At 58.4% G+C, this 26225-nt stretch carries 30 protein-coding genes; 11 read left to right on the top strand and 19 right to left on the bottom strand.

Annotated features, from left to right (window positions below; translation table 11 throughout):
* The first annotated feature begins 13 nt into the window (after nt 1-13).
* Nucleotides 14-391 (top strand): rhodanese-like domain-containing protein, encoded by a 378-nt coding sequence (locus tag F8B91_RS06975; RefSeq protein WP_196502954.1) that lies wholly within the window; start codon nt 14-16, stop codon nt 389-391.
* On the opposite strand, the gene F8B91_RS06970 is transcribed toward F8B91_RS06975, so the two are convergent.
* Nucleotides 388-1068 carry a hypothetical protein gene (locus tag F8B91_RS06970; RefSeq protein WP_196502953.1) on the bottom strand — a complete coding sequence of 227 codons (681 nt, stop codon included), beginning with the start codon at nt 1066-1068 and terminating at the stop codon, nt 388-390. The two genes, F8B91_RS06975 and F8B91_RS06970, sit on opposite strands and share 4 nt — an antisense overlap.
* Before the next feature lie 142 nt (nt 1069-1210).
* Here F8B91_RS06970 and F8B91_RS06965 point away from each other — a divergent pair, with 142 nt between their 5' ends.
* Nucleotides 1211-1615 (top strand): VOC family protein, encoded by a 405-nt coding sequence (locus F8B91_RS06965; protein ID WP_196502952.1) that lies wholly within the window; start codon nt 1211-1213, stop codon nt 1613-1615.
* Here the strand turns inward: F8B91_RS06965 and F8B91_RS06960 are convergent.
* Complete coding sequence (locus tag F8B91_RS06960) at nt 1612-2436, bottom strand: SDR family NAD(P)-dependent oxidoreductase (RefSeq protein ID WP_196502951.1); 825 nt, start codon at nt 2434-2436, stop codon at nt 1612-1614. The two genes, F8B91_RS06965 and F8B91_RS06960, sit on opposite strands and share 4 nt — an antisense overlap.
* Nucleotides 2436-4484: an ASKHA domain-containing protein gene (locus F8B91_RS06955; RefSeq protein WP_196502950.1), complete on the bottom strand. Its 2049-nt coding sequence runs from the start codon at nt 4482-4484 to the stop codon at nt 2436-2438. Before F8B91_RS06955 ends, F8B91_RS06960 begins: the two co-directional genes overlap by 1 nt.
* Before the next feature lie 60 nt (nt 4485-4544).
* Between F8B91_RS06955 and F8B91_RS06950 the strand changes: the two genes are divergently transcribed.
* Nucleotides 4545-5003, top strand: coding sequence for a GNAT family N-acetyltransferase (locus F8B91_RS06950; protein ID WP_196502949.1), 459 nt, complete (start codon nt 4545-4547; stop codon nt 5001-5003).
* A gap of 85 nt (nt 5004-5088) precedes the next feature.
* Here the strand turns inward: F8B91_RS06950 and F8B91_RS06945 are convergent, their stop codons facing one another.
* The 3 genes from F8B91_RS06945 to F8B91_RS06935 form a co-directional block, all read right to left on the bottom strand.
* Nucleotides 5089-6045 carry a methyltetrahydrofolate cobalamin methyltransferase gene (locus F8B91_RS06945; RefSeq protein WP_196502948.1) on the bottom strand — a complete coding sequence of 319 codons (957 nt, stop codon included), beginning with the start codon at nt 6043-6045 and terminating at the stop codon, nt 5089-5091.
* Entirely contained in the window at nt 6042-6344 is a 303-nt protein-coding gene (locus F8B91_RS06940) for a virulence factor (protein WP_196502947.1), read from the bottom strand. The genes F8B91_RS06945 and F8B91_RS06940 overlap by 4 nt, the downstream gene beginning before the upstream one ends.
* Nucleotides 6345-6442: 98 nt before the next feature.
* Nucleotides 6443-6691 carry a DUF6356 family protein gene (locus tag F8B91_RS06935; protein WP_196503982.1) on the bottom strand — a complete coding sequence of 83 codons (249 nt, stop codon included), beginning with the start codon at nt 6689-6691 and terminating at the stop codon, nt 6443-6445.
* A gap of 113 nt (nt 6692-6804) precedes the next feature.
* Between F8B91_RS06935 and F8B91_RS06930 the strand changes: the two genes are divergently transcribed.
* Nucleotides 6805-7266: an Lrp/AsnC family transcriptional regulator gene (locus F8B91_RS06930; protein WP_196502946.1), complete on the top strand. Its 462-nt coding sequence runs from the start codon at nt 6805-6807 to the stop codon at nt 7264-7266.
* Here F8B91_RS06930 and F8B91_RS06925 read toward each other — a convergent pair.
* From F8B91_RS06925 to F8B91_RS06895, 7 genes are read right to left on the bottom strand one after another with little or no spacing between them, the layout of a single operon-like run.
* Nucleotides 7257-7586, bottom strand: a complete 330-nt coding sequence (locus F8B91_RS06925) for a GlsB/YeaQ/YmgE family stress response membrane protein (RefSeq protein WP_196502945.1) — start codon at nt 7584-7586, stop codon at nt 7257-7259. The two genes, F8B91_RS06930 and F8B91_RS06925, sit on opposite strands and share 10 nt — an antisense overlap.
* Before the next feature lie 3 nt (nt 7587-7589).
* A complete protein-coding gene (locus F8B91_RS06920; RefSeq protein ID WP_196502944.1) occupies nt 7590-7871 on the bottom strand; it encodes a hypothetical protein in 282 nt (93 codons plus the stop codon).
* 6 nt (nt 7872-7877) lie between these two features.
* Nucleotides 7878-8189: a DUF427 domain-containing protein gene (locus F8B91_RS06915; protein WP_196502943.1), complete on the bottom strand. Its 312-nt coding sequence runs from the start codon at nt 8187-8189 to the stop codon at nt 7878-7880.
* Between the two features lie 2 nt (nt 8190-8191).
* Nucleotides 8192-8713: a GFA family protein gene (locus F8B91_RS06910; protein WP_196502942.1), complete on the bottom strand. Its 522-nt coding sequence runs from the start codon at nt 8711-8713 to the stop codon at nt 8192-8194.
* Nucleotides 8697-9209 (bottom strand): GFA family protein, encoded by a 513-nt coding sequence (locus tag F8B91_RS06905; RefSeq protein WP_196502941.1) that lies wholly within the window; start codon nt 9207-9209, stop codon nt 8697-8699. Before F8B91_RS06905 ends, F8B91_RS06910 begins: the two co-directional genes overlap by 17 nt.
* Nucleotides 9206-10420 (bottom strand): CaiB/BaiF CoA transferase family protein, encoded by a 1215-nt coding sequence (locus F8B91_RS06900; protein WP_196502940.1) that lies wholly within the window; start codon nt 10418-10420, stop codon nt 9206-9208. The genes F8B91_RS06905 and F8B91_RS06900 overlap by 4 nt, the downstream gene beginning before the upstream one ends.
* Nucleotides 10421-10462: 42 nt before the next feature.
* Entirely contained in the window at nt 10463-12145 is a 1683-nt protein-coding gene (locus tag F8B91_RS06895) for a Na/Pi cotransporter family protein (protein WP_196502939.1), read from the bottom strand.
* 194 nt (nt 12146-12339) lie between these two features.
* Between F8B91_RS06895 and F8B91_RS06890 the strand changes: the two genes are divergently transcribed.
* Nucleotides 12340-14085 (top strand): sulfatase-like hydrolase/transferase, encoded by a 1746-nt coding sequence (locus tag F8B91_RS06890; RefSeq protein ID WP_196502938.1) that lies wholly within the window; start codon nt 12340-12342, stop codon nt 14083-14085.
* On the opposite strand, the gene phnY is transcribed toward F8B91_RS06890, so the two are convergent.
* Genes phnY through F8B91_RS06875 form a run of 3 tightly spaced genes read right to left on the bottom strand, consistent with a single transcriptional unit; the run spans nt 14046 to nt 17878 of the window.
* On the bottom strand, nt 14046-15488 hold the full coding sequence (gene phnY / locus F8B91_RS06885; RefSeq protein WP_196502937.1) for a phosphonoacetaldehyde dehydrogenase: 1443 nt from the start codon (nt 15486-15488) through the stop codon (nt 14046-14048). The two genes, F8B91_RS06890 and phnY, sit on opposite strands and share 40 nt — an antisense overlap.
* Complete coding sequence (gene phnA / locus F8B91_RS06880) at nt 15489-16724, bottom strand: phosphonoacetate hydrolase (protein WP_196502936.1); 1236 nt, start codon at nt 16722-16724, stop codon at nt 15489-15491.
* Complete coding sequence (locus F8B91_RS06875; protein ID WP_196502935.1) at nt 16721-17878, bottom strand: 2-aminoethylphosphonate--pyruvate transaminase; 1158 nt, start codon at nt 17876-17878, stop codon at nt 16721-16723. The genes phnA and F8B91_RS06875 overlap by 4 nt, the downstream gene beginning before the upstream one ends.
* Nucleotides 17879-17967: 89 nt before the next feature.
* Here F8B91_RS06875 and F8B91_RS06870 point away from each other — a divergent pair, with 89 nt between their 5' ends.
* The gene (locus tag F8B91_RS06870; RefSeq protein ID WP_196502934.1) at nt 17968-18831 is read left to right on the top strand and encodes a LysR substrate-binding domain-containing protein; all 864 of its coding nucleotides are present in this window, start codon (nt 17968-17970) and stop codon (nt 18829-18831) included.
* Here F8B91_RS06870 and F8B91_RS06865 read toward each other — a convergent pair.
* Genes F8B91_RS06865 through thiB form a run of 3 tightly spaced genes read right to left on the bottom strand, consistent with a single transcriptional unit; the run spans nt 18795 to nt 21979 of the window.
* Nucleotides 18795-19508, bottom strand: a complete 714-nt coding sequence (locus tag F8B91_RS06865; protein WP_246714985.1) for a thiamine ABC transporter ATP-binding protein — start codon at nt 19506-19508, stop codon at nt 18795-18797. The two genes, F8B91_RS06870 and F8B91_RS06865, sit on opposite strands and share 37 nt — an antisense overlap.
* A complete protein-coding gene (locus F8B91_RS06860) occupies nt 19495-20991 on the bottom strand; it encodes an ABC transporter permease subunit (RefSeq protein ID WP_196502932.1) in 1497 nt (498 codons plus the stop codon). Before F8B91_RS06860 ends, F8B91_RS06865 begins: the two co-directional genes overlap by 14 nt.
* A complete protein-coding gene (gene thiB, locus F8B91_RS06855) occupies nt 20984-21979 on the bottom strand; it encodes a thiamine ABC transporter substrate binding subunit (protein ID WP_196502931.1) in 996 nt (331 codons plus the stop codon). The genes F8B91_RS06860 and thiB overlap by 8 nt, the downstream gene beginning before the upstream one ends.
* A 258-nt stretch (nt 21980-22237) precedes the next feature.
* On the opposite strand from thiB, the gene F8B91_RS06850 reads away from it, so the two are divergent.
* The 5 genes from F8B91_RS06850 (at nt 22238) to F8B91_RS06830 (ending at nt 26174) form a co-directional block, all read left to right on the top strand.
* Nucleotides 22238-22861, top strand: coding sequence for a thiamine diphosphokinase (locus tag F8B91_RS06850; RefSeq protein WP_196502930.1), 624 nt, complete (start codon nt 22238-22240; stop codon nt 22859-22861).
* A complete protein-coding gene (locus F8B91_RS06845; RefSeq protein WP_196502929.1) occupies nt 22854-24032 on the top strand; it encodes a class I SAM-dependent RNA methyltransferase in 1179 nt (392 codons plus the stop codon). The genes F8B91_RS06850 and F8B91_RS06845 overlap by 8 nt, the downstream gene beginning before the upstream one ends.
* Before the next feature lie 49 nt (nt 24033-24081).
* Nucleotides 24082-25029 carry an ACP S-malonyltransferase gene (fabD, locus tag F8B91_RS06840; protein ID WP_196502928.1) on the top strand — a complete coding sequence of 316 codons (948 nt, stop codon included), beginning with the start codon at nt 24082-24084 and terminating at the stop codon, nt 25027-25029.
* 2 nt (nt 25030-25031) lie between these two features.
* Nucleotides 25032-25769, top strand: coding sequence for a 3-oxoacyl-[acyl-carrier-protein] reductase (gene fabG, locus F8B91_RS06835; protein ID WP_196502927.1), 738 nt, complete (start codon nt 25032-25034; stop codon nt 25767-25769).
* A 165-nt stretch (nt 25770-25934) separates the two neighbouring features.
* Nucleotides 25935-26174 carry an acyl carrier protein gene (locus F8B91_RS06830; protein ID WP_196502926.1) on the top strand — a complete coding sequence of 80 codons (240 nt, stop codon included), beginning with the start codon at nt 25935-25937 and terminating at the stop codon, nt 26172-26174.
* Nucleotides 26175-26225: the final 51 nt, after the last annotated feature.

Here is a 26225-nt window from a genome sequence, read left to right as displayed (position 1 = left end):
CAGGGAGAAAACCATGGTCAAGAAATTTGCCGACATGCTGGCCGCCGCCCGCGCCGTCGTTCCGACGATCTCAGTGGAAGACGCCAAGAAACTGCTGGGCCGCGATGATGTGGTCTTTCTTGACGTGCGCGACGGCACCGAGCTTCAGGCCACCGGCAAGGTGAAGGGCGCTATCCACACCCAGCGTGGCCTTCTCGAAGGCAAGGCCGACCCGGATTCGCCCGGCCATGTGAAAGAACTGACACCTGAGAAAACCTTGATCACCTACTGCGCCTCAGGTGGCCGCGCCGCATTGGCCGGCCAGACGCTGAAGGAAATGGGCTACGACAAGGTCTTCAATCTCGGAAAATTCCAGGACTGGAAAGACGGCGGCGGCGAAACCGAAGCTTAGTCTCGCGCCAGCCAATCGGCCGCATTCATGTTGCAGGGGCGAAAATAAACAACCGCCCTCTGCTTCAATGCAGTCTCGCCCCAAGGCGCCACGCCATGCAGCGCAAAGCGATGCGTCACGTAAGCTTCCCCGGCGCGCGCCGGAATCTCCACCCGCTTGCAGCTTTCAAAAACCCGCGCCCGCGCCGCCTTGTAGCGATCGGTGAAATCCACCTCTCCCCATTTCTCCACTGGTACATCACGCAGCGCATCCTTGAACATGGCCTGCATGATCAGATGCGATCCTTCCCACACCACAAAGGGCGCCGCGCCATGATCCACATCATCCAGCGCAATCCCGAAAATGAAATCATGCAGCTCGCGCAGATAGCGCCGCTTCTGCGCACCCTCGCCATGCAGCCCGTCCACATGCGCTGAATCCCGCTTGGCGCGAAACGCATGCTGCGCCTCGGTCTCATCACTTCCACGTTTCGGATAACCCGGCAGGCAAATCGAAACCTGTCCACGATGCGAAGCAATCTGCGACCGCATCAAGCTGTGACGAATAAAATCAACCGCAGCGCCTGAAAGTGCGGGCCCATCACCCACGCGGCCTTGGTCGTCATTGGGCAGCGCATCGACACCGACGAACCACGTTCCCCCACAGCGCCACCAATCCGCATGCGCGGGATCATGCATTGATCCGAATGCTGGCCTCCGTGCCGCTGCGATCCATGCGCGCGTGGAATCCTCAGCCGCAAACTTCACCCAACCGCGTGTTGCAAATTCTTGTTCAACCATGGATAAAAACCGAGTTACTATATCCGTCAGAGGATAAACAATGCCAAACCTTGCGTTGCACCACGTCGCTTTGATCTCGACCGATATTGATCGCTCTGCGGCCTTCTACGAAAACGTGCTCGGCTTCAAGCGCATCGCGCGTCCGCCCTTCACGATCATTGGCATCTGGTATGGGTTGGGCGCGCTCCAGGTTCACCTCGTCGTTCACCCGCCCGGAAATTTCCGCCAGCGCGGCGTGGACAATGACGATGTTCACTTTGCTCTGCGTACAGATGACTTTGATGCCACGGTCGCCGAGCTCGAGGCTAAAGGCTACAGCGCTGACTTGCCGCCAGATCATCCGCAGAAACTGATTGTGAAGAAAACCGGCATGGCCGGTTTCCCGCAGGTGTTTCTGTGTGATCCGGATCGCAACATCATCGAGATCAACCAGGCGCCCCTTTAAGCCTTGTTCACATAGGCCTTGAAGGCATCGGCAAAATCCGGATGCCAGCGCGACAGGGCCGGGCGGTTCTCAACCAGATCTCCCGCCGCCCAGGCGATGCGTTTTTCATCCAGCGCGCGCGGCGTGTCATTGTCCGGGCAGAGAATGTAGAAATCGCCGCGCTCCAGTGATTGCAGCATAAAGTCCACCGTCTGCGCGGCACTCCACGCACCAGCAGGTTTTTCGGTCTTGCCGCCTGCCGTCAATCCAGTGAACACCCAGCCTGGGATCAGCAGGTGCGCCGAAATTTTCCCGCCCGGCGCATTGCGCACTTCATGCGCCAGCGCTTCGGTGAAGGCCTTCACGCCAGCCTTTGAAACATTGTAGGCCGGATTTCCTGGTGGCGTGGTGATGCCCTGTTTCGATCCGGTATTGACGATTAGCGCCGTCTCACCATGCGCAAGCATCGCCGGTGCAAAAGCCTGCGTACCATGGATCACACCCCAGAGATTGACGCCAAGGATCGTTACCCAAGCAGGTGAAGCGGTGACAGCAGATGAAGCGGGCCCCAGCCCCGCATTATTCATCAGGAAAGTCACGGGCGGCAATTCCTTCGCCACGCGCGCTGCAGCAGCGTTTATCGCGCCCGCATCAGAAACATCAGCGCCAATCGCTACAGCACCCAAAGCGTTTTCGGCAGCGTCAAGCTTTTCGCCCGGCAAGTCGATCAGCACAACCTTCATGCCGAAGCCTGCCATCACTTGGGCCGTCGCCAGCCCAATGCCGGATGCACCGCCCGTGATCACCGCTGTGCGGCCCTTTGCAAATGCCGGATGCGTCATCAGCCTCTCCTGCGCCGGCGGCTGCCGCCCTCATCATCCGCGGCTGCAATGGTCTTGATCGGCGGCAGTTCTTGCACCTTTTTCAAATTCACGAAATTCGCCGTCTTGTGCGGGATGGCCATGGCTTCGACGAAATGCTGCTGGAACATCGGCTCAACCGCAGTTTCGATTTTCTCGATGCGGCGCACCACATGCTCCACCTCATCACGCGCCGCCTTGTTGAGCAGCGCGATACGCGCACCCGTACCCGCCGCATTACCGGCACTTTGCACGCGCGCGAGGTCGCAATCCGGAATAAGGCCCAGGATCATCGCATATTTCATGTCGATATGAGAGCCGAAGGCACCGGCCAGGCGGATCTTGCGCGGCTCGTTGATTTCCAGCTTGTCCATCAGCAAACGCACACCGGCATAAAGCGCGGCCTTCGCCATCTGGATGGCGCGCACGTCATTCTGCGTCACCCGGATCAGCGGCTGGTTCGATTCATCCGCAGGCTGACGAATAATGTAATTGAACGTGCGTTTGTATTGCTCGATGCGGGGTGAGCGTGCCGCAAAGGTGCCATCCATCAAACCATCCTGGTTGATGATGCCGGCCAGATACATTTCCGCAATCGCTTCGATAATGCCGGAACCGCAAATGCCGGTAACACCCGTGGCCTTGATCTCGTCTTCAAAGCCGTCCTCATCGCTCCACTTGTCAGAGCCGATCACCTTGTAACGCGGCTCCAGCGTTTCAGGATTGATACGGATGCGTTCGATGGCACCCGGTGCAGCCCGCTGCCCGCAGGAAATCTGCGCGCCTTCGAAGGCAGGCCCGGTGGGCGACGAGCAGGCCAGCAGGCGTTGCTTCGAACCGAGGATGATTTCGGCATTGGTTCCCACATCCACGCAGAGCATGATCTCATCGCTCTCATGCGGCGCTTCGGACAAAGCGACAGCAGCGGCATCGGCACCCACATGCCCTGCGATGCAGGGCAGGATATAGGCAGACGCGCCTGCATTCAGCTTGAAGCCCATCTCGCGCGCCGGGAAGGTCAGCGCCATGCCATCAGCCAGCGCGAAGGGCGCACCGCCGAGTTCAACCGGGTCGATGCCAAGGAACAGATGATGCATGACCGGGTTGCCGACCAGCACCACTTCCAAAATGTCAGTCACCGAAATGCCTGCCTGCGTAGCCACTGACTCAGCCAGCTGTTGCAGCGCCTCACGAATGGCACCGGTCATCTCGGCCTCGCCACCCGGATTCATCATCACGTAAGACACGCGGCTCATCAGGTCTTCGCCGAAACGGATCTGCGGATTCATCAAACCGCCTGATGCCGCCACTTCGCCAGTGGATAGATTGGTGAGGTGCATCGCCACGGTGGTGGAGCCCACATCGACGGCGAGGCCGAACAGCTTGTCATGAAAGCCCGGCCAGATCGCCGCCAGCTTGTTGCCACCGCCAGCATTGCGCGAGAACACCGCGCAGGTGATTTTCCATTCACCCTTGCGCAACACCTTCTGCAGGTCTGCCAGCACATTGAGATCGGTGGACAGATGGTCGATGCCCCATTGCTCTTTCAGCGCGATGTAAACCCGCTCCAGATCGGAGGAGGGCTTGTGCATGTCAGGCTCTTCCACCTCGATGTAATAAAGCGTGGTGGCAGGATCGAGCGCGATCACACGCGTGTCAGCCTCCTTGCGCACCACCTGCTTGTGCACTTGGCTTTCGGGCGGCACGTCAACAACGAGATCGCCTTCAATCTTGGTCTGGCACGAGAGCCTGCGGCCTGCGGGAAGCCCACGGATACGGTCGTAACGTTCTTCAACCTGCGTCACGCCATTCACATGTGTAGCCGACGAGGTGATGCCGTGCTTAGCAAATTCGCCTTCGCCAATATTGATCTGGCAGCGCCCGCAAATGGCGCGCCCGCCGCACACCGAGTCGATATCCACGCCTAGTGACCGCGCCGCCTGCAAAACCGGCGTGCCGGCAGGAAAGCGCCCGCGCTTGCCGGACGGGGTGAAAACGATCAGCGGATTTTGCTCGGATGCCATGCTCATGGCGTCAATTATAGCCGAGCCCCGCTTGCCGCACAGGACAAATTGCGACATGCTTTGGCCATGGAAATCAGGCCCGGAAATTTCGATGACGCCCGCGTGCGCGCCCTGCTGGAATACCATCTGCGCGGCATGCATGCGAGCTCACCGCCCGGCCATGTTTTCGCACTCGATTGGAGCGGCCTGCAGAAGCCCGGGATCAGCTTCTGGGTGATCTGGGTGGCGGATCAGGCCGTCGCCATGGGTGCGCTGAAAGAGCTAGGTGACGGCACAGGCGAAATCAAATCCATGCGCGTGGCCGACGGCCAGGCCGGCAAGGGCTACGGCAAGGCCATGCTGGCCCATATTATCGCGGAGGCGAAGGCGCGGGGCCTGAAACGCCTGTCGCTGGAAACCGGTTCCGGCGGCCCCTTCGATGCAGCCGTAGGCCTGTACCGCGCCAACGGCTTCAAGGAAGGCGACGCGTTCGGGGATTACGTGAAGTCAGATTTCTGCCAGTTCTTCCATCTGGACTTGGTCTAGGCCTTCCGCGCCCATCGACGTTGCCGTCAAAACAAAATCGGCGGGACAAGCCCACCGATGGAGAGTTGTTAGAGAGATGTGCAAGTTACCTGCGGCGGCGACTTTCACGTGCGGCGCGGCGGGCGGCGATGTCTTCGTTAGACGAAATTTCGCCCGCAGCCTGTGCAGCCGCTGACGGGGCATTGGTCATTTCGCGGAACTTGTTGTTCCAGAAACGGCAATGTGCATCCGTGCCGTTCAGCACGTTGGCGCCGAAAATGGCGTGCATGTCTTCATCATGCAGCGGGTTCATGATGGCGCTGGTCATGCCGTGGCTGGCGGCCATGGCGAGGAAATAGCCGGTCAGCGCGCGGCGGTTCGGCATGCCGAACGACACGTTGGAGGCGCCGCAGGTGGTGTTGACCTTTAGCTCTTCGCGCAGGCGGCGCACCAGGCGGAACACCTGCTGGCCGGCGGTGCCCATGGCGCCAATCGGCATCACCAGCGGATCGACCACGATGTCTTCCGGCTTGATGCCGAAATCGGCAGCGCGCTCGACGATTTTCTTGGCCACGGCGAAACGCACGTCCGGATCTTCTGAAATGCCGGTCTCGTCATTCGAGATGGCAACCACGGGAACATTGTATTTGGCGACCAGCGGGAGAATGGCTTCCAGCTTTTCTTCTTCGCCAGTCACCGAGTTCACCAGCGGGCGGCCCTTAGCGGTTTCGAGGCCCATCTTGAGAGCGGAGGTGACGGAGGAGTCGATGCAGAGCGGCATGTCGGTGACACTCATCACGATCTCAAGCGTCTGCTTCATCAGCGGCGGCTCGGTCTCGTTGGGGTTCACGGCAGTCACGCCGGCATTGACGTCGAGGATGTGGGCACCGGCAGCCATCTGGGCAAGCGCGTCCTTGATCACCGTTTCGAAATTGCCGGCCTGCATTTCAGCGGCCAACTTCTTGCGGCCGGTGGGATTGATGCGCTCGCCGATCACCGTGAACGGCTTGTCAAAGCCAATGATGTGGCTACGGGTGGCAGAAGCCACGAGAGTATGGGTCATGATGAGGCTTTCCCGCCATTGGCGATGAGGGCTTTGATTTTGTCCTGGGTGTATTCGGCTTCAAGTGCGGCCTTGGCCTTGTCGGCCTCGGTGGCCATGTCATCGCTGACGGCTTGAGGCTCGCCGCGCCGCCAATCGGCCAGATAGGCGTCAGTATCAGTAGAGCCGGAGCGCATCGCCGCCATGTCGATCGCTTCCATGAAGCGGTTGTCCAGCATGCGCTTTTCTTCCTTGCGCCCGATCTTGACGGAGACGGCGGAAGGAATGTCGCGCCAGTAAGTGATGATGAGATTGGCCATGGCGGCCTTATGCCAAGGCAGAATACCGACTTCTAGTCAAAAAACGACATCCGCGCAGATCACCCCCAATAATCGTGGATGGCTATTGGAAGGAGGGTTCAGCTCAAGGCAGCTTCCGCCTTGCCGCGCACCAAAGCTGCGCGCCGTGCACGCAGTTCCTCACCCATAGTGAGAACCGTGGTGGACGCGGTGGTCTCAAACGCATCGGGCACCACGCCGTGGATAAAAGCCGCACAGGCGGCACGGAACAGGCGGCCCGAAAACCGGAAGGCAAAGGCCATATGCTCGAAATAGCTTTCCCCGGCGGCATGCGGGTGGTCGAGGAAGATTTCTTTGGGGTTCTTCATGGTATTTCTCCGGTTTGCGCCATTTTAGCCCGGTTGGGATGAGAAATTCTCTCGAATAGTATCGTGATTTGGGCTATGGATGAGAAATTATCCACCCAAAAGCTGAGATTCCGATGATTGATCCCAAGGATCAGGAAATCCTGAAACATCTGCAGCGTGATTCCTCTATCGGCATCGAGGAACTGGCCGCGCTGGTCCATATGTCGCGCAATGCCTGCTGGCGGCGCATCAAGGCGCTTGAAGAGCGCGGCGTGATCAAAGGCCGCGTGGCGCTGCTCGATGCCGCCAAGCTGAATGTGGGGTTGACGGTGATCATCGCCATCAAAACCGCGCAGCATGATCCATCCTGGCTGGAGAAATTTTCCAACGCAGTGCAGGGCCTGCCGGAAATCATCGGCGTTTACCGCACCACTGGCGATACCGATTATGTGCTGCATGCCGTGGTGCCGGATGTGGCGGGCTATGACGCGCTGTACAAACGCCTGATCGCGCGCATCCCGCTCGCCGATGTTTCATCCAGCTTCGTGATGGAAAAAATCAAGGAAACAACGGCGCTGCCGCTCAATTACGTCTGATTCCCGAACGCTGCTTCATGCGGGGGAGGAGGGCTAGGCGGTGGCGGCACTTTTGCCATCGGAACAGGTTGCTTCTTCTTGAACATCAAATCCCAGATGAACAGCAAAACCACTGACCCCACCACCGATCCGATGAAACCAAATTCGCCGGACGCGTAGATGCCGAAGAACTGGCACAGAAATGTGCCGACAAAGGATCCGGCAACGCCAAGCAGTGCAACAACAAAGAGATTGCGGGGCCCATTGCGTCCGGGCAGCAGCAGTTTCGCAATGAGTGCCGCCACCAGGCCGATGAGGCCGGTCCAGAGATAGGGGCCCATGCGTCAGGCCCCGAAGAAGGTGCGTGCCAGGATGCCCATCACCATGGCAAAGGAGCGCGAAACTTCCAGCGGAACATTATTGCCGGTGAAACTTCCGGTGGCGTTGATATCCACCGCCACTTGGTCAGTTTGATCCTCGGTAGTTACTTCGACATAGCCGCTTTCCTTCATGATGATCTGGCCGGAGAGACCATCGGCAGCGGCGAACAGATCACCATCAAAAGTGGGGTGTTCAACGCGCCCGCGATTGCCCGTCATCTGGGTGACGCATTTCGAGGCTCGCACTTTTTCTCAAAGGGGTTTCGCAGCGTCAGCGCCCGTCACTTCAACGCTGTTCCAGAAAGCCACGTAGTCTTTTATCGCTACGGCCTTGTCCTTCGGCGCATGATAGGTCCATGCGGCATTGGGATTGGTCTTGCCGTCCACCACAACATCGAAATAATTCGCATTACCCTTCCAGTGACAAACGGAAGTGCGCTGCGAGGGTTGAAAAAACCCAACGCGCAAATCCTGAAGTGGGAAATAGGCATTGCCTTCCACCAGAATGCAATGATCGGAAGCGGCAATCATTTGCCCGTTCCAGTAGGCTTCGGTTTTGGCCATGTTCATTCCTTCTCCGGCGGCAGCGGCCAGTCTTTCGTGTCTTGGTCTGGGTGCTGATGGTTAGAGGCTTTGATGCCCGGCAGCAGCTTGGAAAATTCCGTGGCGCCCTTTTCATCGTGGCCTGACACGTAAGCCGGCAGTTCGTGCAGGTGCTGCACGAAATCATGCCGGCTTTCCATGCCGAACTGCGCCTGTGGTGCAAATTCCGAATAATTATCCATGGTGCCAATGGCGATATAGAATTTGCTTTCCTTCGCCGCATCCAGCGAAAGCGGCGTGCCGCAGGATTTGCAGAAGCCGCGGTAAACTTCATCCGAACTTTCAAACGTGCTGATCTTGCCGTGCGTCAGGCGGAACTTGTCTTTTGGAATTTCAACCAGCGCTGAAAAGAAATTGCCGAAATGTTTTTGGCACATGCGGCAGTGGCAGAGATGCGCGCCTGAGGGCCGCGCCAGCATGCGGTAGCGCACGGCACCACATTGACAGCCGCCGCTCCATGTCTGGGTCTCAGGCTTCCCAGTCATGCTTCTCCTCCAGCCAGATATCGGTGTCATAATCCGGATGCTGGCGGTTGCTGGCCTTGATGGCGGGCAGCAGCTGCGTGAACGCTGTGCTGCCCGTCTCATCTTCACCCGAAGGGAAGGCGGGCAATTTGTGCAATTCATCAAACCAGGGTTCACGGGCTTCCGTGCCATATTGCACTTCCGGCTTGAATTCGCTGTGCCGGTCGAGCGAGCCGATGGAGATACCCATGCCGTCGCGCTTCAACGGTTCATAGGTCAGCGGCGTTCCGCAATCCCGGCAGAAGCCGCGCTGCACATCTTCCGAGCTGCGGAAGTGCGTCATCTGCCCACGCGTCACCCGGAATTTGGGCTTGGGCACGCCCACCAGCGCCGCGAAGAAGTTGCCAAACTGTTTTTGGCACATGCGGCAATGGCAGATATGCGCACCCGTGGGCCGCTCCAGCAATTCATAACGCACGGCACCACATTGGCACCCGCCGGCGAAAACCTCGCTCATGACACGATACCTTTGTCGCGCAAGCCTTGTGCGTCTTCAGCACTCAAGTTCAGCAAATCCTTCAAGACGGATTCAGTGTCCTGTCCGAGGCGCGGAGAGGGCCGCGCATCGGTGCGTTCAGCGCCGGAAAACACCACGGGCCCTGACACTGTTGGCACCTTGCTGCCATCCGCCGCTTCAAGTTCACGCAGCAGGCCGCGCGCCTTCACTTGCGGATTTTCAAACACCTGATCGATCGTGTTGATCGGACCGCACGGCACAGAAGCCGCTTCGAACACTTGCGTCCATTCTGCCGTGCTGCGCGCCTTCATAAAAGGGCGCAAAGCAGGGATCAGCACATCACGGTGTTCGACGCGCCCGCGATTGGTGGTGAAGCGCGTGTCCTCACCCAGATGCGGCGCACCAATCAGTTTGCAATATTCGCCAAACTGCCGGTCATTGCCCACCGCCATGATGATATGGCCGTCGGCGGTTTCAAAAGTCTGATAGGGCACGATATTGGGATGCGCGTTGCCCAGCCGCTTCGGCACCTTGCCGGAGACCAAATAATTCATCGCCTGATTGGCCAGCACCGAAACCTGGCTGTCGAGCAATGAAATATCGATGTGCTGGCCCAGTCCGGTTTTCTCGCGCGCATAAAGTGCAGCCTGGATGCCGATCATCGCATGCAGCCCGGCAAACACATCCGAAAAGGCCACGCCCATTTTCTGCGGTTCACCACCGGGCTCTCCGGTGATCGACATCACCCCCGCCATGCCCTGGATCATGAAGTCATAACCGGCGCGGTTGGCATAAGGCCCATCCTGCCCAAACCCGGTGATCGAGCAATAGATCAGCCGCGGATTGAGCGTGGAAAGGGCCAAATAGTCGAGGCCGTATTTGGCCAGGCCACCCACTTTGAAATTCTCAACCAGAATATCAGCCTGCGCTGCCAAAGCCTTGATAAGACTCGCACCCTCAGGTTTTGCCATGTCGATGCAGACAGACTTTTTGCCTCTATTGGCAGAATGGAAATAGGCCGCGTCACCTTCAGAGCCATCGGCGTTTTTCACGAACGGGGGCCCCCAGCCACGCGTGTCATCGCCTTCGCCGGGCTTTTCAATCTTGATCACTTCAGCACCAAAATCGGCCAGCATCTGGGTGGCCCAGGGGCCGGCCAAAACGCGAGTGAGATCAAGAACGCGAATGTCTTTCAGGGGAGGGTGGTTCAAGGCGCTATCCGTCCAGTTGCGATTTGAGCCTTATATAACAGCTCAGACTGATTTTTCCTTGGCTTTGTCACGCAGGCGCGAACCGCGTAGCAGACCGGCATCATCGACCACCGGATAGCCTGCAGCCACGATATGTGAATTGATCCGGTGCAGGTCTCGGATGATGTCGATATAGAGAGCGCTTTCACGCAAAGCCGTGGCCTTGTTGGCCAGTGTCGAAGTGAAATGCGCCTCCATCACCTTGTTTTCCAGCTGCCGGAATTCGTCCTTCTGGCCGATCAGATGCTGGGCAGCACCTACGTCGCGCGAGGCGGTGACGGCCGCCGCCATCTTGATGTTGTTCTGGATGATCAGCGAAAGTTCAGCCAGCCGCGCATGTTGCTCGTCATCGAAAGCCAGGCCCTCCTTGATCTTGGCGCGGATGCGGTCTTTCAGGTTGAGCTGTATGATGTCTCCGGCATGTTCAAGGTTCGAGGCATAGAGTGTGATCTCCAGCGCATGCCGCGCTTCATCGCCAGAGAGCTGCCCCTGCGAGACATCATTCACATAGGATTGGATAGCCGACTGATAGAGATTGAGCCGCGTGTCCTGGCCCTCAAGCTGCTTCAAAGTTTCCATGCTGGAGCCAGCCATGGCTTTGAGAGCCGTATCAAACATCCGCTCCAGGATTTCGCCCATGCGCGCGAGTTCAATATGCGCATTGGCAATGGCTGCGGCCGGAATCGCAATTGCGGTGGCATCAAGATAGCGTGGGCTGCGCAACGGGTCTTCCGGGAGTTTGGAATCCGGAATCATCCGCTTCACCAAGGCCGACATGGGATTGACCAGCGGAAGGAAAATCACCGCGACGGCAAAATTGAAAGCCACATGGAAGGCCAATGCCAATTGCAGTGACGTGAACGGTCCGGCGGGCATCAGGGCCAACAGGTGCTCAGGGAATGTGAGCAGCACCAACGCCAGAACGGCGCGAGCCAGCAGATTGGCCAGCGGCAGGCGGCGCGCATCAGGCGGCAGGCCGAGCGTGGCCACAAAGGCCGGTAGGCCACCGCCACAATTGATGCCGAGCAGGAAGGTGACAGCGCCGGCCAGCTCCAAACTGCCATTTGTCAGCAGCGAGGCGACCAGAAGGATCGAGGCCAGTGTGGAATGGAACGCCCAGGCCATCGCCGCACCAATCAGGAAGGCCAGAACCGGCGCCTGGCCCACCGCTGTGAGCACCTGGTGAAACAGCGTCGCTTCATTGAGCGGCGTAGTTGCCGCTGAAACCAGCCGCAGCGACAGCAGCATCAGGCCCAGCCCGATCATCACGCGCCCAGCATTGTGTGGTTTCAATTCTTCGGAAGATTGAAAAACGATGTAACCCACAAACAGGAAAACCGGTGACGTCCATAATGCAATGTTGGAGCCCGATGCCACGATGGATGAAACCACCGACGACCCGGCATCAGCCCCCAGCAGCACCGCAAAGCCAAGCGCTGTCGGCAAGCTTCCCGTGGATGCAATATTGGTGACAATCAGCGCCGTCGCGGTGCCGCTACCCAGCAGCAGCGTGGCCAACAGGCCCGCACCAAAGGCTGAGAAACGGTTGCCCAAACGGTATTCGATGAAATGCTTGAGCTGGTCTTCCCAGACCCGCAAAATTCCGGTGCGCACCATGCGCACACCCCAAAGTAGCAGCGCAACGCCGCCAAGCAGATTGAGGATGACGAGTGTGGAAGGGTTCATAGTTCTAACTCCGCGCAACCGGCATAGCGCATTGTATTGCCGCAGATAAAGGTCCTAACTTGCAAGTTGTAGCGTTTTACATTCGTGAGCTCGCCAGCGGATCAGCAAGAAGATGGGGATACACATTCTGGTTGTGGTAGCGCTCAATCTATGATTTATTGTGACAGGGCAGTAACTTAGATTGGGAAAACTAAATGTTGTTGGCGTTTTTGGCGTTGCTTGGGGCAGCGCCTGGCAATGCTGTTACGATGGTCGCGGCGCTCAAGGCCATTCCATTTTTTGCAGCCGTTCTAGGCACCAATCCGGGTTTTATCGGCCGGTTGATCCTCATGATCCGCAACAGAGAATGGCTGGGCATCCTGCAATGGTGGGGCGAATGGATCCTGAGCCTGGCGGCCCTCGCGGTGATCGTGGCTGCTCCCTTTTCCACTTACAAAATGATCTGGTGCGTGCTGTTCGCCGCCTCTGCAGCAACCAACTGGTTTTTCTATCGTACCAACCGCAGCCACCTTACGGTGCTGGACGTGATGACGGCCTCTTACGAACGCGCGGCATCATCGGCCTTCATCCGGCACTACCTTTGGCAGTTTACCAGTGCCGGACTGGTTTTCGCCTTTTGTGTCATGCTGTTTGCCGTTCCGGCGGTGGCTGACCCCGACTGGCAGGCCTGGGCCGTTAGTTTGTGGTGGCTGCCGCTGCTCAGCGTGGCGCTGGTCATTGGAGAGTTTTGGCTGCAAGGCGGACGTACCCTGTCGCCCATGCCATCACATGTCAGCGCGATTTCTGCCGCGTTGCTCGCAACCTTCCTGTTGCACACCAGCAAGCTGGGCGCGCGCCGCGCTGTGTCTTGGCAACCGCAGGCAAATGCCAAGAAGCAAAGCATCGTCATGCTGGTCGATGAAAGCATCCGCGGCGATTACATCTCGCTGAAGCCGGGCAATGCGTTGACGCCGAAGCTCGCCGCATTGGCGAAGGAACAGGGTTTCATCAATTTTGGCCCGGCTGTGTCAGGAGGCAACAACAGCGGCAATGCCAACGCCATTTTGCGCTTTGGTGCCAATATTGAAAATCTGGCCGATAGTGCCACCTTCAATCCCAGCCTGTTCGCCTATGCCAAGAAGGCGGGCTTCCGCACGATTTACATAAACGCGCAAACCAGCTTGTTGCGCAACGGCAATGATCTGATGAATTTCATGACGGCGTATGAAAAGCTGGATATTGACGCCTTCTACGTTACCAAAGACCTCATCAAGAGTGACTATGAATTGGCCGATATCGTAGCGCTGGAGCTTCGCTCCGGCCAGCCCGTGTTCATCTACGGCAACAAAAACGGCGCGCATTTTCCCTACGAATGGAATTATCCCAAGGATGAAAAAAAGCCCTGGGTTTCCAGAAAGGCTGAAATTCCGCATGCAATCGCACCTCTGCTTGAAACTTACCGCAAGGCCATTGCATGGAACGTCGATGGCTTCATGCCATACTTTTTTCAGAGGGCCGATTTGAGCAATGCCACTGTGATCTACACGTCAGACCATGGCCAGCAATTTAAGTCGAGCAAATTTCCGCATGGTCAGATTACCAATCCAGACCCGCGCACCGGGCTGGTGCCATTGCTGGTCCACACGCGGCACAAGGCGCTGCGTCAGGCTTTCACGCAGGGTGCGCGGCGCAGCACTGGTCGCGCCAGTCACTTTCAGATCGCACCATGCCTTTACCAATTGATGGGCTATGCGCCTGAAGACATTGCCAAGGCCTATCCGGAATCCCTGTTCACTGGCAGCAAGGCAATGCCGCGCATGGTGACCGGCGACATCTTCGGAATCCTGCGCAGCAGCCAACCGGTGGTCACGACCATTGACCCATCGCTCGATTATTTCGAGCGGTCACACCAACCAATTTTTCACGGCCAGGGCAAGGACCAGGTCTTGACATTCGTATAGAATTTCATCGCCTCGGCAACGCCTTCCTTGATGCCATTGCCTGAATCCTTGATGCCGCCGAAGGGTGACATTTCAATCCGGTAGCCGGGCACTTCCCAGATGTTGACGGTGCCGACATTCAGCCCCTCAATGTAGCGGGTGATGCGCGAGAGGTTGTTGGTGCACACGCCTGACGACAGGCCGAAAGCGGTGGAGTTCGACAGCGCAATCAGCGCTTCATCATCCGCCGGTGCGCGGATGATCGGGATCACCGGGCCGAAGGTTTCCTCAAACACCAGTTCCGATTTCGGATCGACATTGTCGATCACGATGGGCGGCAGAACGGCACCCTTGCGTTCGGGATGATAGAGGATATTGCCGCCTTCTTGCGCCGCCACCAGCACACGCTTTTCAAACATCTCCGCAGTGGCGGCATTGACCACGCAGCCCAGATCCGTATCCGGATTTTCCGGATCGCCGAACTTGATCTTCTTGGCTTTGTCCAGAACCTTTTCGACAAAGGCATCCGCCACTTTCGGCTGAACCAGGATGCGCTTCACGGCAGTGCAGCGCTGGCCGGAATTCTTGGTAGCACCCGCTACCGCAAGCTCTGCCGCCTTGTCGAGATCGCTGTCGGAAAGATCATCCAGCACGATCAGTGGATCATTGCCACCCAGCTCAAGTGCTGCGCGCTTGTAGGCCGCTTTGGCCGCAATGATCTTGCCCACCCGCACGCCACCGGTGAAAGTGACCACAGCAATGTTCGGATTGGTCACCATTTCATCGCCAATGTCGGCGGGGAGACCCGTGACCACCTGAAACATTTCCGGAGGCAGGCCTGCTTCATACAGAATGTCGGCCAGACGGATTGCGGTGAGTGGCGTCAGATCGGTCGGCTTGCACACCACGCAATTATTGGTGGCAATGGCCGGTGCAATCTTGTGGCTGACCATGTTGAGCGGATGGTTGAACGGCGTGATCGCCGAGATCACACCCACCGGTTCGCGCTTGGTGAAAATCTTGCGCGCTTTGCCTTGCGGGGTGAGATCGCAGGAGAAAATCTGCCCATCATCATTGATCGCCAGCTGGCCCGCCAGCGAATAAACATCATAAGCGCGGCCGCATTCATACAGTGAGTCCTTCAGGCTCAAGCCCAGTTCCAGCGTGATCAGCTGCGACAGTTCCGGCGTATATTTCCGGATCAGTTCGGCCGTGCGGAACAAGATTTGCTGGCGCTCATAGCGCGTCAGCTTGGGCTTGAAGGCCGCCGCGATTTCAAACGCCTTGGCCGCATGCGAGGCATTGCCGGCGGGCACCGTGCCAATCACCTCATTGGTGAAGGGATAGCGTACATCAAACGTCTTTTCGGCGGAAACCTTTTTGCCGCCGATGCGCATTTGCTCATGAATGATCTGACGTGCCATTTAGGCCTCCACGCAGTTGCAGCCGACGAAGAACGCATCCCAATTGTTGAGAGGCTGCGGCAGATTTTTCAAATGCACGTTGCTGATGAACGGGATTTCCTGTTCGGAAAGTCCACCATGCGAACGCAGCGGCGCATCAAGTCCGGACAGATCATGCTTTGATGCAGATGTGCCGATCACCTTGGAATGATTGGGCCCGCCAGAGATCACAATGAGGTCACCACAACGCTCGGCATAAAGCCCGTAAGTCTTCACCGCATCTTCGCGCGTCAGCACGGCATCAATGCCTTCTTGTGCCGCGATGAAGTCAGCCGCGTCGCGTACCTGCGGCCCATAGAGATAAATCTGCGCGAATGAACCAAGCGCGCCGTGATGCACCACATAAGGATCAGTGATCGGCAGGATCACTTTGCTTTTGCCCGCACCAAATTTCTCATCCATCGCGTCCTGAAGATAAAGCACATCGGGCGAGCCATCGGCCTTGTGCTTGTCCTTCATGCCGTGATCCGCCACAATGATCAGCGTGCAGCCTTGAGCATCGAGTGCGCCAACGTACCCATCCATCATCTTATAGAAGGAATTTGCACCTTCCGAACCGGGGGCGAATTTGTGTTGCACATAATCGGTGGTGGAAAGATACATCAGCTGCGGCCGATCACGCTTGAGCAGCTTCACGCCGGCAGCAAACACGAACTCGGAAAGATCAGCCGAATAGACTTCCGGCAAAGGCTTGCCCACAAAGGCCAGCACATCGGCAATGCCGTTATCCGCCATCGTGGCCTTGTCGGCCTTCTCCGATGAAAAGCAGATCGCACTGCCATCAAACTTCAGACCATTGCCCAGCAGCAGTCGCAGCTTGTCTTTCGCCGTTACCACTGTGACCTTGGCGCCCGCCTTCTGGAATTCGGCAAAGATCGTCGGAGCCAGCAGCCACTTCGGATCATTCATCATCGTTTCCTGCCCGGTGGCTGGATCGATCAGGTAGTTGCCGCCAATGCCATGCACTTCCGCGCGCCGCCCGGTGGCAATCGACATGTTGTTCGGGTTGGTGAAGGAGGGCATGGCCGAAAGCCCGCGCTTGTTCTCGCCCTTGGCGATCACCGTCTTCAGGTTGGGCATCAGGCCCTCGCGCATGGCGCGTTCCATATATTCAGGCTCGCTGCCATCACAGCAGATCACCACGACAGGCTTTGCCGGCCACTGATAGGCGCGGCCATTGATATTCACGTTTTTCACTTGTCCCTCGGGCTCATGTCTTTGACATTCAATTCGGCCAGCACGTCCTTGATGGCAGTGACCACGCGTTCGATCACTTGCTCATCCAGCGCGCCAATCGTGCCGATGCGGAAAGAATCGCGCTTGGTCAGCTTGCCGGGATAGATGGCAAAACCACGCTGGCGCAGCTTTTCGTAGAAATCTTCGAATTTGAAATTGGCGTCAGCCGGCGTGAGGAAAGTCTGGATGATTGGCCCCGCTGCATTGGCCGACAGCAGCGGCTGAATGCCGATCTGCGCCATGCCTTTCAGCAGTGTGTCCGCATTGCGCTTGTAGCGGCGCAGGCGCGCAGCCGTGCCGCCCTCTTCGTCCAACTCGCGCAGCGCCTGGCGGAACGCGACCAGCGCATGCGTTGGCGGCGTGAAGCGGAACTGGCCATTGGCTTCGAGGCCCTTCCACTGCTGGAAAAGATCCAGCACGATGGAATGAGACTGGCCTTCGGACGCCAGCAGCAATTCCTTCTTCACCAGCACATAAGAGAAGCCCGGAATACCTTCGACACATTTGTTGGAGGACGATACCATCACATCGATGCCGTCGCGTGCCATGTTAATGTCCAGCGCGCCGAAGCTCGACATTGCATCCACCATGAATACGCGCCCGCGCGTCTTCGTCTCGCGCGCCAGTTCCGACAGCGGGTTAACTATGCCTGACGTTGTCTCGCAATGAATCAGCCACACGTGGCTGATCGACTTGTCGTCATCCAGCAGCTTGGTGAAATGTTCCGGCGCAAGCTGTGTCGTGTCGCTCTTGCTCACTTTCTCATTGGCACGGCCTATATGGGTGAGGATCTGCGCCGCGCGTTCGCCATAAGCACCATTGGCCACCACCAAGGTCTTCTTGCGCTTCGAAGGGGCGAAGGCACCGAGTGCCGCTTCAATCGCAAACGTTCCGGAGCCTTGCATCAGCACGCATTCGTAACTGTCGTCACAACCCGCCAACCGTTTCAGCTCCTCGCGGATTTCCTTGACCAGTTTGCGGAACTCGATATCGCGCGAGCCCCAATCGGCCAGCAGCGCCTGCTTCACGCTGCGCGAAGTGGTCAGCGGCCCCGGCGTGAGCAGATAGGGCATGTCTTCCTGGCCGGCCGGGCCTTTGAAATTCATAGTCGGCATGAAATGTCTCCGGTGATGAGGCCATTAGAGCCTCTTGCATAATATCAGTCAAATCGTATGATCTTATGGAAAGCATAAGTTGAACTGATATGTTCCAGAACCAGCTCCGCGCCTTCCATGCTGTTGCAAAGTCCGGTTCCTTCACTGGCGCGGCAGATGAATTGTCTGTCACTCAGCCCGCGATCTCCGACCAGATCCGCAAACTGGAACAGGCTTACGGCACGCCGCTCTTCATCCGCCACGCGCGTGGCGTTGCGATGACGGAGACCGGTCGCAAGCTTTTCGCCCTCACCGAAAAAAGTGCCGAGACGGAGCAAGAGGTTCTCAATCTCCTGTCGCAAAGTAAGAAGCTCGAAACCGGCCAGCTCACCATCGGCGCCGATGCTGCGGCGCATGTGATGCCGCTGCTGAAGCGATTCTCCGCGCGCTATCCGGGCGTGTCGGTGCGGTTGGTCAGTGGCAATTCGGCCAGCCTGGTCGAACGGCTGCAGGCTTTTGAAATTGATTTCGCCATGGTGGGCCGCGTGCCGGATGTGCCGGGTCTCGTAGCCCACCGCATCAGCAATGATCCGATGATGGCGGTGGTCGCGGCACATTCTGCCTTGGCCAAACGCAAGTCGGTGACGCTAAAGGAGCTGGCGCGAGGCCCGCTGATCATGCGTGAGCAGGGCTCGCACACGCGCGACCTGGTGGCGGGAGCGTTGCAGAAGCAGGGCCTGGCTTGGACACTCGCGCTGGAGGTCGAAGGCCGCGAAGCCTGCTTCGAAGCGGTAGCACAGGGCTTGGGTGCGGCCATCGTATCGGCTGGTGAATTGCCGCATGACCGGCGCATCAAGGCGCTTGCAATTTCAGATCGTGTGGAGCCGATGAGCGAATGGCTGGTGCATCTGAAAGCCCGAACCAATCTTCGGCTCATTCAATCTTTGGTGGCCTTGGTGTCGGAGCCCAGGTAACTGCGCACGCTGGGCAGTTTGCTGGTAAAGAAGTCTTGCGTGTTGAAATTCTGCACTTTGCCTTGTGCCAAAAAGATGATGCCATCGACTGCGCCTCGGATTTCCTCCGGCTGATGGGTGACCAGCAGTGTTGCCAGTTTCTGCGCTTCTGAAATCTCTCGCACGAGATGCAGCATCTCAGCCCGAAGGCCGGGATCAAGCGCAGCGAAGGGCTCATCCAGCAGCAACACATTCGCGCGACGTACCAGCACGCGCGCGAGTGCCACGCGCTGGCGTTCACCGCCCGACACATCGCCCGGTTTGCGGCTGGCCAATTGAAACAGGCCTACACGGGCCAGCGCGTCATAGACCGATTGCTTCTGCGCGTCGCTCAGCGTGAGTGATGGAGAAACACCCAGTGCCACATTCTGCCAAAGCGTGAGATGCGGAAAGACATTGTTGTCCTGAAACACCATGCTCACCGCACGCGTGGCAGGCGGTTGAGCGGTGACATCGGTACCGTCAATTATCACGCGTCCGGTCTCAAGTTTTTCAAATCCGGCGATGACATTCAGCAACGTGGATTTGCCTGCACCACTCGGCCCCAGCACGGCGGTGAGCGAGGATGCAGGAACATCAAGCGCGATCTGCAATGAAAATGCGCCATGTCTGTAAAGCCCGTTTTCAATCCGCAGCATGCGCATCTCCCAGCCGCTGCGCTGCGAAAGTGAGCGCAGCACAGAGCAACACGAGCAGCAGTGCCGTGCCCGCTGCATCATTGCCGTGGTAATGCCCCATCTCGGCATGCAGCAAAGTAGGCAGCGTGATGATGCCGCCGTTGCCCAGCAGTGTGATCGCGGTGAGATCACCCAGTGACAGCACCATCGCCATCAGAAACGCCTGCGCCGCTTGTCGACGCAAGAGCGGGAAAATCATAATGCGAAATGCATTGAAACCGGAAAGGCCGAGCTGGCGTTGCAGCAAAATCAGTTGCGGAGAAATGCGGCTGAATCCCGCGCGCAGCGCCGCCACCGCAAAGGGCAGGGCCATCAGGGCATTCAGCGCCACGATGAAAGCGGCAATGAGCATGAATGAATCGCCAAAGCCCCGCATCAGCAGAAACCACCCGGTGGCGAGCACGGCCGGCGGAAAGATCAATCCCGCCAGCGCGATCATGCCGGATGTGTTGTCGCCCGCTTGAGCCAGAGGACAGGCCAGCAACATCGCAATCAAAGCCGAAGCCAACCCCAGCGCGAGGCTGGTCAGCAAGGCTTGAAACGTGAGTGCGGAGAAATGCAGATAAGACGCGCCTTCGATCATTACCACGGCGAGGGGTGGCAGCACGATCAGGCAGCCAAGCCCGATCAAGATGAAATCCGATCCCACGGTTGCCAAGCTCAGCGGCTGATAGCGCCGCGTGGCGAGTCGCAGCGTGGTGAAGCTTCGGTCCTGCTTCAAACCGGCCTGCGCCAGTGAAATCAATACTGCGCACAGTGCCACTTGTATCAGGCTCAGGCTCAACGCGCGGCCCGGATCGAAATCCATTCGCAGCGATTGATAGATTGCCACTTCGAGTGTGGTCGCAGTTGCACCGCCCAAAGTGAGCACGATCACAAAGCTGGCGGCACAAAGCAGAAATATGATCGCCGCTGTTTGCGGCAGCACGGCTTTCAGCGCGGGCCAATCGATATGGCGCAGCGTGGCGGCCTCGCCAAAGCCCAGCTGGGCGCCCAGCTTGTAACCTTCCTGCGGCGCGTTTTGCAGCGCCTGGAAAAACAGACGCGTCGCCAGTGGTAGATTGAAGAACACATGAGCGATCAAGACCCCCGCCAATCCGTAAGGTGAAACCAGGTGCGGGAACAGGCCACTATTGCCGAACAAAGTCGTCACCCCAAGCACCGCAACAATCGCAGGCACCGCCATCGGCAGTGCAAACAGCGTCAGCAAAATCCCGCGCCCAGGAAATTCCTGCCGCGCCAGCGCGCGCGCCAGGAATATCCCCGGCACGACAGACAGAAGCGTGGAGAGCAGCGCCTGTTCCAGCGTGAAGATGACCACATGCACAATGCTGGAATCAAACGGCAGGCCCTGCACGCCATTCTGCAGCAGCAGGGCAAAAAGCGGCCCCAGCCCCAGCAGAATGGCGGCGATGATCGCCAGTTGTGAAAGGCGTTTAGCCATTCACAGCCTTCTGCCACTCGTTGATCCAGTCGCGGCGATGCACATTCACCTCGTCCGGCGTGAACAGCAGTGTCTTGGCTGGCTTCACCAGCGAGTTGAATGCATCGGGTAAGGGCGCAGACATTTTCGCGGCCGGCATCATCCAGTTGGTGGTTGGGATTTCGTTCTGGAAATCCGGGCTCAGCATGAAGGCGAGAAACTTCTGCGCCAGCGCCTTGTGCGGCGAAGCGTCAATCAAGCCCGCCACTTCGATCTGCAGATAATGCCCTTCGGAAAAATCTGCCGCCTTGTACTTGTCTGTCTTCTCTTCGATCATGTGATAGGCGGGAGAGGTGACATAGGAAAACACCATCGGCGCTTCGCCCTTGGTAAACAGCGCATAGGCATCATCCCAGCTGGCCGCCGTGGTCAGAATGCGCGGCTTGAGTTTCGCCCACGCTTCAGAAGCCTTGTCGCCGTAAACCTGTTTCATCCACAGCAAGAAGCCAAGACCCGGCGTGGAGGCGCGCGGATCTTCCAGAATGATCTTCTGTGCTGGATCGCCATTCACCAGCTCATCAAGACTCTTCGGCGGGTTCTTCAGCGTTTCGGAATTATAGACCACGGCGAAATAGCCGTAGTCGTAAGGAAGGAACGTGTCATCGCTCCAGCCGCCGGGCACTGTGGCGCCCGATACATCCGCGCCATGCTTGCCGAACAGGCCAGTGGCCTTCGCTTCGGCGGTAAGATTGGTGTCGAACCCCAGCACCAGATCGGCCTTGGTGCTCTTGCCCTCCAGCTTGAGGCGGTTGAGCATCGCAACGCCATCGCCCAGCGCCACATAGTTCACTTCGCAGTCACAAGTCTTTTCAAACGCAGCCTTGATCTTGGCGCCAGGGCCCCAATCGGCGGTGAAGCTGGTATAGGTGTAGATGTTCAGCACATCCTTCGCAGCCGCAGGCAGCGAGAGTACAATGATGGCAAACAAAGCAAATATGAGTTTTCTCATTTCATTCTCCTCTTGTTGATGGTTGCCAAGGAGAACGATGGGTGATCACACCCGCCCGCAATCCCTCCGCTGGTATGAGCCAGATCAGGTTCAGCGGGTTGGCCTTGCGGCCTCTCAGCGTCATTGCACACGCCCGAAAAGTTGAAGACTTTTCGGAAAAGCGTTTGCGCAATTAAAAATGACGCACCCCGTTGAGAGCGCCTTTAAGATAGTCCGCAATGCTTGGCGGATCAAGTTGTGATCTGTTAGAAGCCGCCCATGTCGAAATTTGCCATATTGCTCGGCGGCAACATCACGCCCACCAAGCGCCTCGCGCAGCAGCTGGAAGGCGCGCGCGTGATCGCGGCCGATCATGGCATGGTGCATGCCAAAGTGCTTGGCTTGCAGCCGGAACTTTGGGTGGGTGATTTTGATTCCACCGATGCAGCACTGGCCGCGCTGTGGCCTGATGTGCCGCGCCAGACTCATCCTGCAGCGAAAGATGCCAGCGATGGCGAACTCGCCATTTCAGAAGCGTTCCGCCGGGGCGCGACTTCACTGGTGCTGGTTGGAGGTTTCGGCGGGCAGCTCGACCATGTGCTGGCCCATGCCGGATTTCTGCTCGCCTTCGCCAAGCGCGGTGTGGACGCTTTCATGACTTCGGGCACCGAAGAAGCGCGCGGCCTTGCCGATGAACTGGAATTCCATGATCTCACCTCCGGCACGCGACTATCGGTGATGCCGTTCACCGATCTTGCGGGCCTCCATATTTCCGGCGTGAAATGGCCGCTTACCAACAAAACAGTGCTGCTCGGCACCGCCTTCACGCTGGCCAATGTCACTGAGGGTGACGTGAAAATCTCTCTGCGCGCGGGCAGTGCTTTGGTGCTCACTTATGTCTGACGTTACCATCGCACGCATGGGCGAGCGCGGTGACGGCTTGGCCGAAGGCCGCGCCTTCCCGCGCACCTTGCCGGGTGAAGTTGTTGCCGACGATGGCCATGTGATTACCCCATCGCCGGATCGTGTCGATCCATTCTGCCCGGTGTTCGAGGTCTGCGGCGGCTGCAAGACCCAGCATTGGAGCGAAGAACCCTACCGCGCGTGGAAGACGGCACTGCTGGCCGATGCGCTGAAAGCCAAGGGCCTAGAAACCAAAATCAATCCGCTGATCGATGCGCATGGCGAGGGCCGCCGCCGCGTGGCGCTGCATGTGCGCAAGGTGAATGGCACGTGGCGGTCAGGTTTCATGGAAGCGGGCACGCATGAACTGGTGCCGCTCGAAACCTGCCCCATCCTCGTGCCGCGCCTGAAGAACGCCGTTGAGATCGCCGCCCAGCTGGGCGAGTTGTTCGGCGATTGCGATGTGGCCGTCACGGCTGCCGGCAATGGCTTGGATCTGAACATCAAAGCGGAACGCAAATTGGCCGACAAGGCCGCCATCCAGTTCGGCCCTTACATGCAGCGCCATGGCATCACCCGCATGGCTGTGAATGGCGAGGTGGCGGGGCAGCTGCAAGTGCCGGTGATGCAAATGGGCAAAGGGCTGGTGAACTTGCCTATCGGTTCATTCTTGCAGGCCACGCAGCTGGGCGAAGAAACACTGGTACGCCTGCTCGCCGAACAATTGCGCAAGGTGAAGAACATTGCCGATCTATTCTGCGGCGTCGGCCCGTTTGCGCTGCGGCTGGCCGAGAAGGTTGCGGTCACCGCCATTGATTCAGACAGGAACTCCATCTCCGCGCTGCAACTTGCGTTGCGATACGCCCAAGGGCTGAAGCCGGTGAAGGCGGAAGTGCGCGACCTGTTCCGCAATCCGCTCACCAACACCGAACTCAACGAATTCGATCTTGTGGCGCTCGATCCGCCGCGTGCCGGGGCGGAAGCGCAATGCCAGTGGCTGGCCAAATCCAAAGTGAAGCGCGTGGCCTATGTGTCCTGCGATGTGCAGACTTTCGCGCGCGATGCCGCCCTGCTGGTGGCGGCCGGATACACGCTGAATGAGGTGACACCGGTGGATCAGTTCAAATATTCGCCACATCTGGAACTGGTGGCCGCTTTCAGCCGGGCTTGACTCACACGCCCGTTCCGGCGAAGCCGGACAAAAATTGAGGGAGAATTCCTTGAGCATAGCATTCGTATTTCCAGGGCAGGGCAGCCAGGCCGTGGGCATGGGCAAAGCACTGGCCGATGCCTTTCCTTCCGCAAAAGCGGTCTTCGATGAAGTGGATGCGGCCTTGGGCCAGAAGCTCTCCACCGTCATGTGGGATGGGCCGGATACCGAACTCACCCTCACGGCCAATGCCCAGCCCGCCTTGATGGCCGTTTCCGTGGCGGTGATGCGCGTGCTGGAATCCGAACATGGCATCACGCTGGCCAAGAATGCCAGCTTCGTGGCTGGCCATTCATTGGGCGAATATTCAGCGCTCGCCGCTGCCGGGACGTTCTCGCTCGCCGATACCGCGCGCCTGCTGCGCATCCGGGGCGATGCCATGCAGGCCGCTGTGCCGCCGGGCCAGGGCGCCATGGCTGCGTTGCTCGGCGTGGATTTCGCCACTGCCGCCGCCATCGCCGCAGAAGCCGCGCAAGGCGAAGTGTGCCAGGCCGCCAATGACAATTCCGATGGCCAGGTGGTGCTCTCCGGCGCCAAGGCGGCGATTGACCGCGCCTGCGAAATCGCCAAGGCCAAGGGCGTGAAGCGCGCCGTGATCCTTCCCGTATCGGCACCTTTCCATTGCGCTCTCATGCAGCCCGCCGCCGATGCGATGGCCGAGGCGCTTGCCAAAGTGAAGATCAATGCGCCGGTTGTGCCCGTGATCGCCAACGTGGTCGCAGGGCCGGTCACTGATCCCGCCGCCATCAAAAACAATCTCGTCGCGCAAGTCACGGGAACTGTGCGCTGGCGCGAATGCGTGGGCTTCATGGCCGCGCAAGGCGTTAAAGTGTTTGTTGAAGCAGGCAGTGGCAAGGTCTTGACCGGACTCGCAAAAAAGAATGCGCCGGAAGCAGTGGCCATGGCCGCTGGCTCGCCAGACGAAATCGCCGCACTGGCGCAACATTTGAAAGGTTGATCATGTTTTCACTCGCAGGAAAAAAGGCCCTCGTCACCGGCGCATCAGGCGGCATTGGCGCGGCCATCGCAAAAACGCTGCATGACGCCGGCGCCACCGTCGCCATCTCCGGCACCCGCGTCGCGGTGCTGGAAGAAGTGAAGGCCGGCATCGGCGATCGTGTTCACATCCTGCCTTGCAACCTTTCCAGCCCTGAAGATGTGGAAAAACTGATCCCGTCAGCAGATGCCGCCATGGGTGGCCTCGACATTCTGGTCAACAATGCCGGTATCACCAAGGACACTTTGGCTCTGCGCATGAAGGATGAGGATTGGCAGGCGGTGATTGACGTCAATCTCACTGCGACTTTCCGCCTGTGCCGCGCCGCCATGAAGATCATGATGAAAGCACGCACCGGCCGCATCATCAATGTCACCTCGATTGTGGGCGTTACGGGTAATCCCGGCCAGGCCAATTATGTGGCCTCCAAGGCGGGATTGATCGGCCTCACCAAAACGCTGGCTTACGAAATGGCCACCCGTGGCGTCACGGCGAATTGCATCGCGCCGGGCTTCATCGCCACCCCGATGACCGAGGTTTTGAACGAGAAGCAGAAGGAAGCCATCCTGGGCCGCATCCCGGCGGGCCGCATGGGCGGGCCTGCCGATATTGCCTCTGCCTGTCTCTATCTGGCCTCCGACGAAGCAGGCTACATGACCGGGCAAACTCTCCACATCAACGGCGGTATGGCGATGATTTGAGTCTTCGGCATTTGCCGAAAACCCTTATACCGCAGGTTGTTAGACCCCAAAAATTCGTGGTTTTGACCTGTCATAAATTTGTGCTACTAACGCCTCATAGGCAGCCAACGAAGGGCAGGGGAAGTTGTGCCCGGCAGGCTTGAGACGTCAACCAAGGATTAAAAAATGAGCGATACCGCTGACCGCGTGAAGAACATTGTAGTAAAGCACCTCGGCGTTGAAGCCGACAAGGTGAAGCCGGAAGCAAGCTTCATCGACGATCTGGGTGCTGACAGCTTGGACACGGTCGAGCTGGTCATGGCCTTCGAAGAAGAATTCGGCATCGAGATTCCCGATGACGCAGCCGAAACCATCCAAACGGTGGGCGATGCTGTGAAGTTCATCGACAAGGCCGCCAAGGCCTGATCGCCTTTAGCGATTAACAAGTTTGGCGCGGGGAACGGGGAAACCTGTTAC

The sequence above is a fragment of the Aestuariivirga litoralis genome (assembly GCF_015714715.1).
Taxonomy (GTDB): Bacteria; Pseudomonadota; Alphaproteobacteria; order Rhizobiales; family Aestuariivirgaceae; genus Aestuariivirga; species Aestuariivirga litoralis_A.
Note: the sequence above shows the minus strand (reverse complement) of the source record. Positions and strands in the feature narration are given on the sequence as shown.

Coding starts and splice junctions, on each gene's coding strand:
- F8B91_RS06915 (WP_196502943.1), bottom strand. CDS start 8,189: ATGGCCAAAACCGAAGCCTACTGGAACGGGCAAATGATTGCCGCTTCC.
- F8B91_RS06960 (WP_196502951.1), bottom strand. CDS start 2,436: ATGACGCATCCGGCATTTGCAAAGGGCCGCACAGCGGTGATCACGGGC.
- F8B91_RS06955 (WP_196502950.1), bottom strand. CDS start 4,484: ATGAGCATGGCATCCGAGCAAAATCCGCTGATCGTTTTCACCCCGTCC.
- F8B91_RS06845 (WP_196502929.1), top strand. CDS start 22,854: ATGTCTGACGTTACCATCGCACGCATGGGCGAGCGCGGTGACGGCTTG.
- fabG (WP_196502927.1), top strand. CDS start 25,032: ATGTTTTCACTCGCAGGAAAAAAGGCCCTCGTCACCGGCGCATCAGGC.
- F8B91_RS06910 (WP_196502942.1), bottom strand. CDS start 8,713: ATGACTGGGAAGCCTGAGACCCAGACATGGAGCGGCGGCTGTCAATGT.
- F8B91_RS06965 (WP_196502952.1), top strand. CDS start 1,211: ATGCCAAACCTTGCGTTGCACCACGTCGCTTTGATCTCGACCGATATT.
- F8B91_RS06850 (WP_196502930.1), top strand. CDS start 22,238: ATGTCGAAATTTGCCATATTGCTCGGCGGCAACATCACGCCCACCAAG.
- F8B91_RS06860 (WP_196502932.1), bottom strand. CDS start 20,991: ATGGCTAAACGCCTTTCACAACTGGCGATCATCGCCGCCATTCTGCTG.
- F8B91_RS06935 (WP_196503982.1), bottom strand. CDS start 6,691: ATGAAGAACCCCAAAGAAATCTTCCTCGACCACCCGCATGCCGCCGGG.
- F8B91_RS06925 (WP_196502945.1), bottom strand. CDS start 7,586: ATGGGCCCCTATCTCTGGACCGGCCTCATCGGCCTGGTGGCGGCACTC.
- F8B91_RS06940 (WP_196502947.1), bottom strand. CDS start 6,344: ATGGCCAATCTCATCATCACTTACTGGCGCGACATTCCTTCCGCCGTC.
- F8B91_RS06930 (WP_196502946.1), top strand. CDS start 6,805: ATGATTGATCCCAAGGATCAGGAAATCCTGAAACATCTGCAGCGTGAT.
- F8B91_RS06865 (WP_246714985.1), bottom strand. CDS start 19,508: ATGCTGCGGATTGAAAACGGGCTTTACAGACATGGCGCATTTTCATTG.
- thiB (WP_196502931.1), bottom strand. CDS start 21,979: ATGAGAAAACTCATATTTGCTTTGTTTGCCATCATTGTACTCTCGCTG.
- F8B91_RS06895 (WP_196502939.1), bottom strand. CDS start 12,145: ATGAACCCTTCCACACTCGTCATCCTCAATCTGCTTGGCGGCGTTGCG.
- F8B91_RS06870 (WP_196502934.1), top strand. CDS start 17,968: ATGTTCCAGAACCAGCTCCGCGCCTTCCATGCTGTTGCAAAGTCCGGT.
- phnY (WP_196502937.1), bottom strand. CDS start 15,488: ATGGCACGTCAGATCATTCATGAGCAAATGCGCATCGGCGGCAAAAAG.
- F8B91_RS06945 (WP_196502948.1), bottom strand. CDS start 6,045: ATGACCCATACTCTCGTGGCTTCTGCCACCCGTAGCCACATCATTGGC.
- F8B91_RS06950 (WP_196502949.1), top strand. CDS start 4,545: ATGGAAATCAGGCCCGGAAATTTCGATGACGCCCGCGTGCGCGCCCTG.
- F8B91_RS06875 (WP_196502935.1), bottom strand. CDS start 17,878: ATGCCGACTATGAATTTCAAAGGCCCGGCCGGCCAGGAAGACATGCCC.
- F8B91_RS06890 (WP_196502938.1), top strand. CDS start 12,340: ATGTTGTTGGCGTTTTTGGCGTTGCTTGGGGCAGCGCCTGGCAATGCT.
- F8B91_RS06970 (WP_196502953.1), bottom strand. CDS start 1,068: ATGCATGATCCCGCGCATGCGGATTGGTGGCGCTGTGGGGGAACGTGG.
- F8B91_RS06830 (WP_196502926.1), top strand. CDS start 25,935: ATGAGCGATACCGCTGACCGCGTGAAGAACATTGTAGTAAAGCACCTC.
- F8B91_RS06905 (WP_196502941.1), bottom strand. CDS start 9,209: ATGAGCGAGGTTTTCGCCGGCGGGTGCCAATGTGGTGCCGTGCGTTAT.
- F8B91_RS06975 (WP_196502954.1), top strand. CDS start 14: ATGGTCAAGAAATTTGCCGACATGCTGGCCGCCGCCCGCGCCGTCGTT.